7 protein-coding genes are annotated in these 13,970 nt (G+C 38.5%); 5 read left to right on the top strand and 2 right to left on the bottom strand.

Features of this window, described 5'->3' with window-relative positions; translation table 11 throughout:
- The first annotated feature begins 2 nt into the window (after nucleotides 1-2).
- A complete protein-coding gene (locus ACVRZD_RS05755) occupies nucleotides 3-818 on the top strand; it encodes an iron chelate uptake ABC transporter family permease subunit (RefSeq protein WP_037626316.1) in 816 nt (271 codons plus the stop codon).
- Nucleotides 819-893: 75 nt separating this feature from the next.
- On the opposite strand, the gene ACVRZD_RS05750 is transcribed toward ACVRZD_RS05755, so the two are convergent.
- Nucleotides 894-1,952 (bottom strand): DNA/RNA non-specific endonuclease, encoded by a 1,059-nt coding sequence (locus ACVRZD_RS05750; protein ID WP_037626318.1) that lies wholly within the window; start codon nucleotides 1,950-1,952, stop codon nucleotides 894-896.
- Nucleotides 1,953-2,267: 315 nt separating this feature from the next.
- Nucleotides 2,268-3,524 carry a tyrosine--tRNA ligase gene (tyrS, locus tag ACVRZD_RS05745; RefSeq protein WP_447450354.1) on the bottom strand — a complete coding sequence of 419 codons (1,257 nt, stop codon included), beginning with the start codon at nucleotides 3,522-3,524 and terminating at the stop codon, nucleotides 2,268-2,270.
- 93 nt (nucleotides 3,525-3,617) lie between these two features.
- Between tyrS and pbp1b the strand changes: the two genes are divergently transcribed.
- The 4 genes from pbp1b (at nucleotide 3,618) to ACVRZD_RS05725 (ending at nucleotide 13,952) form a co-directional block, all read left to right on the top strand.
- The gene (gene pbp1b / locus ACVRZD_RS05740) at nucleotides 3,618-5,927 is read left to right on the top strand and encodes a penicillin-binding protein PBP1B (RefSeq protein ID WP_447450353.1); all 2,310 of its coding nucleotides are present in this window, start codon (nucleotides 3,618-3,620) and stop codon (nucleotides 5,925-5,927) included.
- 263 nt (nucleotides 5,928-6,190) lie between these two features.
- A complete protein-coding gene (gene rpoB, locus ACVRZD_RS05735; RefSeq protein WP_037626320.1) occupies nucleotides 6,191-9,754 on the top strand; it encodes a DNA-directed RNA polymerase subunit beta in 3,564 nt (1,187 codons plus the stop codon).
- 89 nt (nucleotides 9,755-9,843) lie between these two features.
- Nucleotides 9,844-13,476, top strand: a complete 3,633-nt coding sequence (rpoC, locus tag ACVRZD_RS05730; RefSeq protein ID WP_447450356.1) for a DNA-directed RNA polymerase subunit beta' — start codon at nucleotides 9,844-9,846, stop codon at nucleotides 13,474-13,476.
- A 101-nt stretch (nucleotides 13,477-13,577) separates the two neighbouring features.
- Nucleotides 13,578-13,952 carry a DUF1033 family protein gene (locus ACVRZD_RS05725; protein ID WP_037626322.1) on the top strand — a complete coding sequence of 125 codons (375 nt, stop codon included), beginning with the start codon at nucleotides 13,578-13,580 and terminating at the stop codon, nucleotides 13,950-13,952.
- Nucleotides 13,953-13,970 lie beyond the last annotated feature (18 nt).

Raw genomic sequence — 13,970 nt, 5'->3', positions numbered from 1 at the left:
TCGTGTTAGATATTTTATCGTATGATTTTATGCAACGCGCTGTCATGGCTGTTGTGGCTATCAGTATTTTTGCTCCTATTTTGGGAATCTTTCTCATTTTACGACGTCAAAGTTTGATGAGTGATACCTTAAGTCACGTTTCCTTAGCTGGGGTTGCACTTGGTGTTGTGATTGGGGTCAATCCCACATGGACAACAATTATTGTCGTTGCTATTGCAGCTGTTGTCTTGGAGTACCTTCGTGTGGTCTATAAGCACTATATGGAAATTTCGACAGCGATTTTGATGTCTATGGGACTAGCGGTTTCGCTCATCATCATGAGTAAATCTTCAAGTAATTCAAATGTCAGTTTGGAACAGTATCTCTTTGGATCTATTGTGACAATCAGTATGCAACAAGTCATTGCTCTCTTTATTATTGCTGTGCTTATATTAGTTTTGACCTTACTCTTTATTAGACCTATGTATATTTTAACTTTTGATGAGGATACTGCCTATGTTGATGGACTACCTGTTAGGTTAATGTCAGTACTCTTTAATATCGTTACCGGGATAGCTATCGCTTTAACAATTCCGGCGGCAGGAGCCTTGCTAGTTTCAACTATCATGGTCTTACCAGCAAGTATTGCCATGCGAATTGGGAAAAATTTCACTTCTGTAATCTTCTTAGGGATTGGTATTGGATTTGTCGGCATGACTGCCGGAATATTCCTATCTTACTACTGGGAAACACCAGCTAGTGCAACCATCACAATAATCTTTATCACAATTTTCTTGATTGTTAATATTGTTGGACTGATAAAAAAACAATTTAATTAAAAAAGAAATTACTTAAATAAAACCCTCCTGATGAATTATTTTTCACTAAAATTCATCAGGAGGGTTTTTCTTATTTTACCAAGGAAGACCTGCAGCTGCAATTTCAGCTTTTGAGGCGTATTGGCCATTTGGTCGGTGCCATCTGCCTCTGTAGTCTCTGGTGTAACCAGTGCTAGCTTGTTGAGCTTGTTGAGCTTGCTGTGCTTGCTCTTGTGCTAATGCCGCTTGTTGAGCTTGAGCCTGTGCGATAGCGGCTTGTCTTTGTTGTTCTGCTTGCTGTGCAGCTTTTTGAGCAGCAGCTTCAACTTTTGCTTTCTCTTCAGCTTGTCGTTTTTCTTCTGCGATACGTCTTTTTTCGTCTGCTTTTTTCTGAGCCTTTTGTTTGGTAGCTGATAAAACGGTATTTTGCGCACGTCCAGTAGCGTAATCGATGCTTGCATTTGGAGAAATATTATCTAAGGTAACTTTACTGATGCCGTTAGTATCTTGTATTGACTTACCACCAAGTATAATTGCAATCAGTTTTCCATTATTATCAATTCCAACATATTGTAGTTCAATCTGTCTAGGGATTAATTCGTGGTCCTTATATATGGGAGTCACTTTATAATCAAGGTAGTAATGGGGATGATTGGAAAGCCAAGAATCGAGTCTTTTCTCATAAAAGAGAAGGCTATCCTCGTTAGAAGCATTCATTCCTTTATAACTTCCTGAATTAAGCCAACTTGTTAGAGGGGCTAGATTTTTTGCCTCTTCATTTAAACCAGAGAACTGATAGCCTATTAAGTGTCCGCGGTTCATTAGCCAAGCTTTCTGCTCACCATTTTCAAAGTAAAATTTATAATTATGCCAACCGACGGGATTAGTTTTTAATCGTGTATTCCTTTTGCGCTTAGGTCCATCACTGTCTTTTAGCTGAATATGTGCCCCATTAGCTCTTTTTAGCTGATCTAGGGGTTGTAATATCAACTGCCTTTTCTTTTTAAAAGGTAGGAGACCTAAGTTGGTTACCTTAATCTTGGCTGATGCTACAGTTGTCTTTTGTGTATCCCCTGAGACAGGCGGCACTTGATAACTGAACAGAGAAGTAGCGAGAACAAGAAGTGCAACTTTTGCAAACAGTTTATTTCTCATGTTTTTTCTTTCTAGCTCATTTTTACGTGGCTTGAGCAGTGCACGTTATCTATACCCTCAAGTGGTAAACTTGAGAAATAGTCCAAGTAACTATTTAAAATATTAAAAACTTAGCAGAATTTAACTTTATTCCATCACAAAAAGAAGGATTTATTCTCTATTGGTATCAGAGAATAAATCCTTCCTTTAGGTATAATAGTAGATTTCCAAATATGGAAATTCCTGTAACCTTCTTAAGCTTAATTAGTATAGTATAAGAGGGCTTCTTTCTTCTCATGACTAAATAACTATAAAATGAAGAAGTGGTTGCGTTTATTAATAAGTTAATACGGCGTATTTTTTCTTACCACGACGGATAACGGTTAGTTGGCCATCAATTTTATCTTCTTCTTGTAATTGGTAATCTAAGTCTTGGATACGTTCACCATTTAAGTAGATAGCGCCATTGTTCACATCTTCACGCGCTTGACGTTTTGATGAAGAGATACCGGCTGTAACTAACATCTCAACAATAGCTAAGTTATCTTCTGCGGTCACGTGGTAGTTCGGTACATTGCTTAGACCTTGTTTAAGTTCATTGGCAGATAATTCTTTGATATTTCCAGCAAACAGTTGTTCCGTGATTTTAACGGCTTGATCATAGGCAGCTTTACCATGTACTAAGGTAACAACTTCACGTGCCAATGTTTTTTGAGCTAAGCGTTCGTGTCGCGCAGCATCAAATTCTTTTTCGATGGCATCAATTTCATCTAAGCTTAAGAACGTGAATATTTTCAAGAAGCGAACCGCATCATCGTCCATTACATTTAACCAAAATTGATACATTTCATATGGAGATGTTTTATCTGCGTCTAGCCATACCGCATTACCTTCAGACTTGCCAAACTTTTTACCAGTTGCATCTGTGATTAATGGAACGGTCATCACATGACAGGATTTGTCAGCTTTTCTGCGAAGCAACTCAGTTCCTGCGGTCATGTTACCCCATTGGTCAGAACCGCCAATTTGGAGAGTGACATTATGTTTATTATTTAGCTCATAGAAGTCAAATCCTTGCATGATTTGGTAAGCAAACTCCGTGTATGAAATACCGGTTTCAATCCGTTTTTTAACAGAATCTTTACTCATCATGTAGTTGACGGTAAAGTACTTACCAACATCTCGGAGGAAGTCGATGAAGCTAATTTGAGAGAACCAGTCATAGTTGTTCACAAGTTCAGCTTTGTTAGAACCGTTTTCAAAATCAAGGAAGTTTGATAACTGTCCTTTAATTTTGTCACTCCATTCCAAAACAGTCTCTTTGGTTTGAAGGCTACGTTCAGCATCTTTAAATGACGGATCACCAATTAGACCAGTTGCCCCCCCAACGAGAGCATAGGGTTTATGACCAGCAATTTGTAGACGGCGCGAGGTTAAAATAGCAACCAAGTGACCAAGGTGTAAACTATCAGCTGTTGGATCATAGCCTGTATAATAGGATACTTGCCCTTCTGTTAATGCTTTGACAAGGGCTTCTTCGTCGGTCGTTTGAAAGACCAAGCCACGAGCTTTGAGTTCTTCAAAAATATTCATAGGCTTTCTCCATTTTCCTTTTAGTTTCGGAAATCATTATATCAAAAAAAGCTAGTGCTATGCAAGCTTTATCAAAGTTTGGTATAATAAAGATTGAGGTGTTTTATAGTGAAGCAGAATAAGAAGAAAAAAATAGCCACAAGTCAAAATCTAGAAGTTAAAGATGTTGGTTTTGTTGCCTTGCGAACAATTAAGTTGTTGACTAATTTCATATATATTGTCATCTTGCTTTTTGGTATGCTCGGAATAGGTATGGCCTTTGGTTATTTGGCTAGCCAAATAGACTCCGTTAAATTACCTAGTAAGGATAGTTTGGTGAAGCAGGTTAAAACGACTACCATGATTTCGCAATTGAAATACTCTGATGATAGTCTTATTTCTACGATTGATACAGACTTGCTGCGGACACCAGTTGCAAATGATGCCATTTCTCCAAATATAAAAAACGCCATTATTTCAACAGAGGATGAAAATTTCAAGGAACATAAAGGTGTAGTGCCGAAGGCTGTTTTTCGGGCTACACTAGGTTCAATTCTTGGTTTAGGAGAATCTAGTGGTGGGTCAACGTTAACCCAACAATTAGTTAAACAACAAGTTTTGGGAGATGATCCAACTTTCAAACGTAAATCAAAAGAAATTATATATGCCTTGGCTTTAGAGAGGTATGTAAGCAAAGATGATATCTTATCTACATACTTGAATGTCTCACCTTTTGGTCGTAATAATAAGGGCCAAAATATTGCTGGGATTGAGGAAGCTGCTCAAGGGATTTTTGGGGTTTCTGCTAAGGATTTGACAATCCCTCAAGCAGCCTTTTTAGCAGGTCTTCCTCAAAGTCCGATTGTCTACTCTCCTTATTTAGCAACAGGACAATTGAAGTCAGAAGAAGACATGTCTTTTGGCATTAAACGTCAGCATAATGTTCTTTATAGTATGTATCGAACAGGTTTTCTTTCTAAAAAAGAGTATGAATCTTATAAAAACTATCAAATTAGTAAGGATTTTAAACAACCTGAAGCAATAAAAATCAATAAACATGATTATCTCTACTATGCAGTTTTAGAGGATGCTAAAAAGGCAATGTTTACCTATCTTGTTAAGCGTGATCAGATTTCATCAAGAGATTTGAAAAATGATGAGACTAGGGCTTCCTATGAAGACAGGGCATTGAAAGAGCTGCAACAGGGTGGCTATTCTGTTCAAACGACAATTAATAAAAATATATATAATGCCATGCAAAATGCTGTTGCTCAATTCGGTGGATTGCTTGATGATGGATCAGGTGTGGTTCAAGTTGGGAATGTCCTAACTAATAATTCAAATGGAGCAATTCTTGGCTTCATTGGTGGACGCGATTACAATGTAAATCAAAATAATCATGCTTTTACTACTGCTCGTTCACCTGGTTCAAGTATTAAACCAATCATTGCATACGGTCCTGCTATAGACCAAGGATTGATGGGAAGTGAGAGTATCCTTTCAAATTACCCAACAACCTATTCAAGTGGTCAAAAAATCATGCACGTCGACAGTGAAGGTACGGCAATGATGACTTTGCAAGACGCCTTGAATACTTCTTGGAATATCCCTGCTTTTTGGACAGAAAAAATGCTTAGGGAAAAAGGAGTTGATGTTGAATCCTATATGACAAAAATGGGTTACCAGATTAATGATTATTCTATTGAGAGCTTACCTTTAGGTGGAGGAATTGATGTCTCAGTAGGAACCCAAACTAATGCTTATCAAATGATTGCAAATAATGGTGAATACCATAGGCAGTATATGGTTGAAAAAATAACTGCTAGTGATGGTAGAGTTGTCTATCAACATGAGTCAAAAGGTCAACGTGTTTTTTCAGCACCAACAGCAACGATTCTGCAGAGTCTTTTACGAGGGCCGATAAACTCAGGTGCAACAACTACTTTTAAATCACGTTTAACTGCTATTAATCCAAGCTTAGGAAGTGCAGATTGGATTGGTAAAACAGGAACAACAGAAAATTACTCAGATGTGTGGTTGATGCTTGCGACTCCAAAAGTGACTTTGGGTGGCTGGGCAGGACATGATAATAATAGTTCATTGACACCTATGGCTGGCTATAATAATAATTCCAATTATATGGCTAACTTAGTGAATGCCATTAATCAAGCAGAGCCTAGTCTCTTTAATTCTGGTAAATTTGCTCTAGATAAAGGTGTTATTCGTTCAAATGTTCTAAAGAATACGGGATTACAGCCTGGAACAGTCACAGTAAATGGGCGTCGTATTACAGTTGGTGGTCCAACGGTTACAAGTTTATGGGCTAAAAATGGAGCAGGATCAATGACCTATAAATTTGCTATTGGAGGAACAGATGCGGATTATCAAAAAGCTTGGGCAGGTTTTGATGATCAGAAAAAGTAACTTGAAATTTTGTGATAAATAGTGTATAATATCAATAACTATTTGTCGTCCAATCTAGTTGAAATATTGTCCAACTAGGAAGTACAGCAGTTAAATCAAACTGATTCAGTCAGATTTAGCTGCTCTTTTTGTGCCTATTTTTGCTTAATATAATGAATTGTCATCTATATTTAAAGATTCTAAAAATTCACATTTGGGACAAATTATAAAATTAGACCAATTTGCTTTATTGCAAATGTTAAAAAGAAAAAGGAGCTAAAAACTTGGCAGGACATGAAGTTCGATACGGAAAACACCGTACACGTCGTAGCTTTTCAAGAATCAAAGAAGTTCTTGATTTACCAAACTTGATTGAAATTCAAACCGACTCATTCCAAGATTTCCTAGATACAGGATTAAAGGAAGTTTTTGAAGATGTATTACCAATTTCAAATTTTACTGACACAATGGAACTTGAATTTGTGGGTTACGAATTTAAAGAACCAAAGTACACTTTAGAAGAAGCTCGTATCCATGATGCTAGTTATTCTGCACCAATCTTTGTTACTTTCCGTTTAGTTAATAAAGAAACAGGTGAAATTAAAACTCAAGAAGTCTTCTTTGGCGATTTTCCAATTATGACTGAAATGGGAACTTTCATCATCAATGGTGGTGAGCGTATTATCGTATCTCAATTAGTCCGTTCACCAGGTGTTTACTTTAATGATAAAGTGGATAAGAATGGTAAAGTTGGCTATGGCTCAACCGTAATTCCTAACCGTGGTGCTTGGTTAGAATTGGAAACAGATGCCAAAGACATCGCTTATACCCGTATTGATCGTACGCGTAAAATTCCATTCACAACATTAGTCCGTGCTTTAGGATTTTCAGGAGACGATGAAATTGTTGATATCTTTGGGGAAAGTGATTTAGTTCGCAATACGATTGAAAAAGATATACATAAAAATCCTAGTGATTCACGTACTGACGAAGCCCTTAAAGAAATTTATGAGCGCTTAAGACCAGGTGAACCAAAAACTGCTGATAGCTCACGTAGTTTATTGATTGCTCGTTTCTTCGATGCACGTCGTTATGATTTAGCAGCCGTTGGACGTTACAAAGTCAATAAAAAATTAAATATCAAAACACGTTTATTGAACCAAACAATTGCTGAAAACTTAATTGATGCTGAAACAGGTGAAATTCTTGTTGAGTCTGGTACAGTAATGACACGTGAAGTGATTGAATCAATTGAAGAGCATATTGATGGTGATTTAAACAAATTTGCCTATACACCAAACGATTATGCAGTTGTGACTGAACCTGTTATTCTTCAAAAATTCAAAGTGGTTTCACCAATTGATCCTGATCGTGTCGTAACCTTAGTTGGTAATGCGACACCAGATGATAAAGTTCGTGCACTTACACCTGCTGATATCCTTGCAGAAATGTCATACTTCTTAAACCTTTCTGAAGGTATTGGTAAAGTCGACGATATCGACCACCTTGGTAACCGTCGTATTCGTGCCGTTGGTGAATTGCTTGCTAACCAATTCCGTATTGGTCTTGCACGTATGGAACGTAACGTCCGTGAACGTATGTCTGTTCAAGACAACGACGTTTTAACACCACAACAAATTATTAATATTCGTCCAGTAACTGCTGCTGTTAAAGAATTCTTTGGTTCTTCACAGTTGTCACAGTTCATGGACCAACATAACCCATTGTCTGAGCTTTCTCATAAACGTCGTTTATCAGCCTTAGGACCTGGTGGATTGACCCGTGACCGTGCAGGGTATGAAGTACGTGACGTGCATTATACTCACTATGGTCGCATGTGTCCGATTGAAACACCTGAAGGACCAAATATCGGTTTGATTAATAACTTGTCATCATTTGGTCACTTGAATAAATATGGCTTTATTCAAACACCTTATCGTAAGGTTGATCGTTCTACTGGTATTGTTACAAATGAAATCGTTTGGTTAACTGCTGATGAAGAAGACGAATTCACAGTTGCACAGGCTAATTCTAAATTGAATGAAGATGGCACGTTTGCGGAAGAAATCGTAATGGGTCGTCATCAAGGTAATAACCAAGAATTTGCTGCAAGTATTGTTGATTTCGTTGATGTTTCTCCTAAGCAGGTAGTTGCCGTTGCGACAGCATGTATTCCTTTCTTAGAAAACGATGACTCAAACCGTGCCCTAATGGGAGCTAACATGCAACGTCAGGCTGTGCCATTGATTGATCCCAAATCACCGTTTGTTGGTACTGGTATGGAATATCAAGCTGCACATGATTCAGGAGCTGCTGTTATTGCTCAACATAATGGTAAAGTAGTCTTCTCAGATGCTGAAAAAGTAGAAGTTCGTCGTGAAGACGGTTCACTTGATATCTATCATGTGACGAAATTCCGTCGTTCAAACTCAGGTACAGCTTATAACCAACGCACACTTGTTAAAGTTGGCGACATCATTGAAAAAGGGGACTTCATTGCTGATGGACCTTCAATGGAAAATGGTGAAATGGCCCTTGGACAAAACCCAGTTGTTGCCTATATGACTTGGGAAGGTTATAACTTCGAGGATGCTGTTATCATGAGTGAACGTCTTGTTAAAGAAGATGTTTATACATCAGTTCACTTAGAAGAATTTGAATCAGAAACCAGAGACACAAAGCTCGGCCCTGAAGAAATTACACGAGAAGTACCAAACGTTGGTGAAGAAGCTCTTAGAGATCTTGACGAAATGGGTATTATCCGTATTGGTGCTGAAGTTAAAGAAGGCGATATTCTTGTAGGTAAAGTGACACCAAAAGGTGAAAAAGACTTGTCTGCTGAAGAACGTCTATTGCATGCAATCTTTGGAGATAAATCTCGTGAAGTTCGTGATACATCACTTCGTGTTCCTCACGGTGGAGATGGTATCGTTCGTGACGTTAAAATCTTTACACGTGCAAACGGAGATGAATTGCAATCAGGTGTAAATATGTTAGTTCGTGTTTACATTGCCCAAAAACGTAAAATCAAAGTTGGGGATAAAATGGCCGGTCGTCATGGAAACAAAGGGGTTGTTTCTCGTATCGTTCCTGTAGAAGACATGCCATATTTACCAGATGGAACACCAGTTGATATCATGTTGAACCCTCTTGGGGTACCATCACGTATGAATATTGGACAAGTTATGGAACTTCACCTTGGTATGGCGGCACGTAACTTAGGTATTCACATTGCAACACCAGTCTTTGACGGTGCTTCAGCTGAAGACCTTTGGGAAACAGTTAAAGAAGCTGGTATGGACTCAGATGCTAAAACAGTTCTTTATGACGGTCGTACAGGAGAACCATTTGATAACCGTGTATCAGTTGGTGTCATGTACATGATTAAACTTCACCACATGGTTGATGATAAACTTCATGCTCGTTCAGTAGGTCCTTACTCACTTGTTACGCAACAACCTCTCGGTGGTAAAGCACAATTTGGTGGACAACGTTTTGGTGAGATGGAAGTTTGGGCCCTTGAAGCTTATGGTGCTTCAAATGTTCTTCAAGAAATCTTGACGTATAAATCAGATGATGTGACTGGTCGTTTGAAAGCTTATGAAGCGATCACTAAAGGTAAGCCAATTCCAAAACCAGGTGTTCCAGAATCATTCCGCGTACTTGTAAAAGAGTTGCAATCACTTGGACTTGATATGCGTGTCCTTGATGAAGATGATAGAGAAGTTGAATTACGTGATCTTGACGAAGGTGAAGATGATGATGTCATGCACGTTGATGATCTTGAAAAAGCACGTGAAAAACAGGTTCAAGAAACACCAGAAGTATCTGAAACAACTGAAGATTAAAGAATATTAACATTGAAATGAATTTACTAGTCTAGAGCAGATTTGCTCTAGAAACTAGTAAAATGATAAAACGAAGAAAGGTAAAACTAGTGGTTGACGTAAATCGTTTTAAAAGTATGCAAATCACATTAGCTTCACCAAGTAAAGTCCGCTCATGGTCTTACGGGGAAGTTAAGAAACCTGAAACAATCAACTACCGTACGTTAAAACCAGAACGTGAAGGTCTGTTTGACGAAGTCATCTTTGGACCAACAAAAGACTGGGAGTGTGCGTGTGGTAAATATAAGCGTATCCGTTATAAAGGAATCGTTTGTGACCGTTGTGGTGTAGAAGTAACTCGTGCCAAAGTTCGTCGTGAACGTATGGGACATATTGAGTTGAAAGCACCAGTATCTCATATTTGGTATTTCAAAGGAATTCCATCACGTATGGGATTAACCTTAGATATGAGTCCACGTGCCTTGGAAGAAGTTATTTACTTCGCAGCTTATGTTGTTATTGATCCTATGGACACACCTCTTGAGCCAAAATCACTCTTAACAGAACGTGAATACCGTGAAAAAATTCAAGAATATGGACACGGTTCATTTATTGCTAAGATGGGTGCAGAAGCCATTCAAGATCTCTTGAAACGCGTTGATTTACCTACGGAAATTGCTGAGCTTAAAGAAGAGCTAAAATCAGCAACAGGGCAAAAACGTATTAAGGCAGTTCGTCGCTTAGATGTTCTTGATGCCTTTAATAAATCTGGAAACAAACCTGAGTGGATGGTATTAAATATCCTCCCGGTTATCCCACCAGATTTACGTCCAATGGTTCAATTGGATGGTGGCCGTTTTGCTGCTTCTGACTTGAATGACTTGTACCGTCGTGTTATCAACCGTAACAACCGTCTTGCTCGTTTATTAGAATTAAATGCACCTGGTATTATCGTTCAAAATGAAAAACGGATGTTGCAAGAAGCCGTTGATGCTTTGATTGATAACGGCCGTCGTGGTCGTCCAATTACTGGACCAGGAAGTCGTCCATTGAAATCATTAAGCCACATGCTTAAAGGTAAACAAGGTCGTTTCCGTCAAAACTTGCTTGGTAAACGTGTTGACTTCTCAGGTCGTTCCGTTATCGCAGTTGGTCCAACTCTTAAAATGTACCAATGTGGTGTGCCACGCGAAATGGCCATCGAACTTTTCAAACCATTTGTTATGCGTGAAATTGTTGCTCGTGAATTTGCTGGTAACGTAAAAGCTGCTAAACGTATGGTTGAACGTGGTGATGAACGCATTTGGGATATTCTTGAAGAAGTTATCAAAGAACACCCAGTTCTCCTTAACCGCGCACCGACTCTTCACAGACTAGGTATTCAAGCATTTGAACCTGTACTGATTGATGGTAAAGCACTTCGTCTTCACCCACTTGTTTGTGAAGCCTACAATGCCGATTTCGATGGAGACCAAATGGCCATCCACGTACCACTTTCAGAAGAAGCGCAAGCTGAGGCACGTTTATTGATGCTTGCAGCGGAGCATATTCTCAACCCTAAAGACGGTAAGCCAGTCGTTACACCATCACAGGACATGGTTTTGGGTAACTATTATCTAACTATGGAAGATCCAGGTCGTGAAGGCGAAGGCATGATCTTCAAGGATAAGGATGAAGCTGTTATGGCTTATCAAAACGGCTATGCGCATTTACACAGTCGCGTTGGTGTTGCCGTTGAAAGTATGCCAAATAAACCTTGGAAAGATAGTCAAAGAAATAAAATTTTAGTAACAACTGTTGGTAAAATCTTATTCAATGCAATCATGCCTGAAGATCTTCCTTACTTAAATGAACCAAATAATGCCAATTTAACTGAGGGTACGCCAGATAAATATTTCCTTGAACCAGGTAAAGAAATCCAAGAATTGATTGATTCATTAGAACTTAATGTACCGTTCAAGAAGAAAAATCTTGGAAATATCATTGCTGAAACCTTCAAACGTTTCCGTACGACAGAAACATCAGCATTCCTTGACCGTCTTAAAGACTTAGGTTACTACCACTCAACTCTTGCTGGTTTGACAGTTGGTATTGCTGATATTCCTGTTATTGATAATAAAGTTGAAATTCTTGAAGCAGCTCACCATCGTGTTGAGGAAATCAATAAAGCATTTCGTCGTGGTTTGATGACTGATGATGACCGTTATGTTGCTGTTACAACAACTTGGCGTGAAGCTAAAGAAGCTCTTGAGAAACGCTTAATTGAAACACAAGATCCTAAGAATCCAATCGTTATGATGATGGACTCAGGTGCCCGTGGTAATATCTCTAACTTCTCACAGCTTGCCGGTATGCGTGGGTTGATGGCTGCTCCGAATGGTCGTATCATGGAACTTCCTATTCTTTCAAACTTCCGTGAAGGGTTGACCGTTTTGGAAATGTTCTTCTCAACTCACGGAGCTCGTAAAGGTATGACCGATACAGCCCTCAAAACAGCCGATTCAGGATATCTTACTCGTCGTTTGGTTGACGTGGCTCAAGATGTTATCATCCGTGAAGATGATTGTGGAACTGACCGTGGACTTCTTATCAAAGCTATTACAGATGGTAAAGAAGTTACAGAGACTCTTGAAGAACGTCTTCAAGGTCGTTACACACGTAAGTCTGTTAAACATCCAGAAACAGGTGAATTATTAATTGGTGCAGATCAATTGATTTCTGAAGATATGGCTCGCAAGATTGTCGAAGCGGGTGTTGAAGAAGTTACAATTCGTTCTGTATTTACCTGTGCAACTCGTCATGGTGTATGTCGTCACTGTTATGGTATCAACCTTGCAACAGGTGATGCTGTAGAAGTTGGTGAAGCAGTTGGTACGATTGCTGCACAATCTATTGGTGAACCAGGTACACAGCTTACAATGCGTACCTTCCATACGGGTGGTGTTGCGTCAAATACCGATATTACTCAAGGTCTTCCTCGTATCCAAGAAATCTTTGAAGCACGTAACCCTAAAGGGGAAGCTGTTATCACAGAAGTTAAGGGTAAAGTGGTTGATATTGAAGAAGATGCTTCTACACGTACTAAAAAAGTATTTGTTGAAGGTAAGACTGGTAAAGATGAATACGTTGTTCCGTTTACAGCTCGTATGAAAGTTGAAATTGGTGATGAAATTAATCGTGGTGCATCTTTAACTGAAGGTTCTATTCAACCAAAACGTTTACTTGAAGTCCGCGATACTCTTTCTGTTGAAACTTATCTTTTGGCTGAGGTACAAAAAGTTTATCGTAGCCAAGGGGTTGAAATCGGGGATAAGCACGTTGAGGTAATGGTTCGTCAAATGCTTCGTAAAGTACGCGTCATGGATCCAGGAGATACTGACTTATTACCAGGAACACTTATGGATATCGCAGATTTCACAACTGCTAATAAAGACTTTGTTATCTCTGGTGGTATTCCAGCAACTTCTCGTCCAGTTCTTATGGGGATTACAAAAGCTTCACTTGAGACAAATTCATTCTTGTCTGCTGCATCATTCCAAGAAACCACTCGTGTTCTTACAGATGCTGCTATCCGTGGTAAAAAAGATCACCTTCTTGGTCTTAAAGAAAATGTTATCATTGGTAAAATTATCCCAGCTGGTACTGGTATGGCTCGTTACCGTAACATTGAACCGCAGGCAATCAATGAAGTTGAAATTATTGAAGAACCTACTATCGAAGAAACAGTGCAAACTGAAAACTAATAAAAAGAGTCAATTGACTCTTTTTATTTTACTTGTGAGCATAAACTTTTAAAAAAAATTACTATTTAGCTATAATATTCTAAAGAGAAGGTAATGTATTTATGTATCAAGTAATAAAGATGTATGGCAACTGGGAACCCTGGTGGTTTGTTGACGGATGGCAAAATGATATTATTTATAAAAAAGAGTTTGATAAGTGGGAGTATGCCTTGAAAGATTACCAGAATGAATGGGAAATCTTGAAAGAACAGTATCCAAACTTACACAGTCAAAAAAATTTATTGGCTACCTTTTGGAATGACAATGAAAAGAAATGGTGTGAAGATTGTACAGATGATTTACAACAATATCACTCACTCTTACTCTTAAAAGATAATGACATTATTCCTCTTGAAAAAAACATTGCTTCTTTTGAACAACGTAATGATAACCCACCAGTGTCATCTATTTGCAAATTAAGAATAAAAAAAAACTAACTTAGTCCAATAAGTTAG

The sequence above is a fragment of the Streptococcus hongkongensis genome, from assembly GCF_053206145.1.
Note: the sequence above shows the minus strand (reverse complement) of the source record. Positions and strands in the feature narration are given on the sequence as shown.

What these genes read in the sequence shown, in the direction of transcription:
- ACVRZD_RS05750 (WP_037626318.1), bottom strand. Translation starts at nt 1,952, where the DNA reads ATGAGAAATAAACTGTTTGCAAAAGTTGCACTTCTTGTTCTCGCTACT.
- tyrS (WP_447450354.1), bottom strand. Translation starts at nt 3,524, where the DNA reads ATGAATATTTTTGAAGAACTCAAAGCTCGTGGCTTGGTCTTTCAAACG.
- ACVRZD_RS05725 (WP_037626322.1), top strand. Translation starts at nt 13,578, where the DNA reads ATGTATCAAGTAATAAAGATGTATGGCAACTGGGAACCCTGGTGGTTT.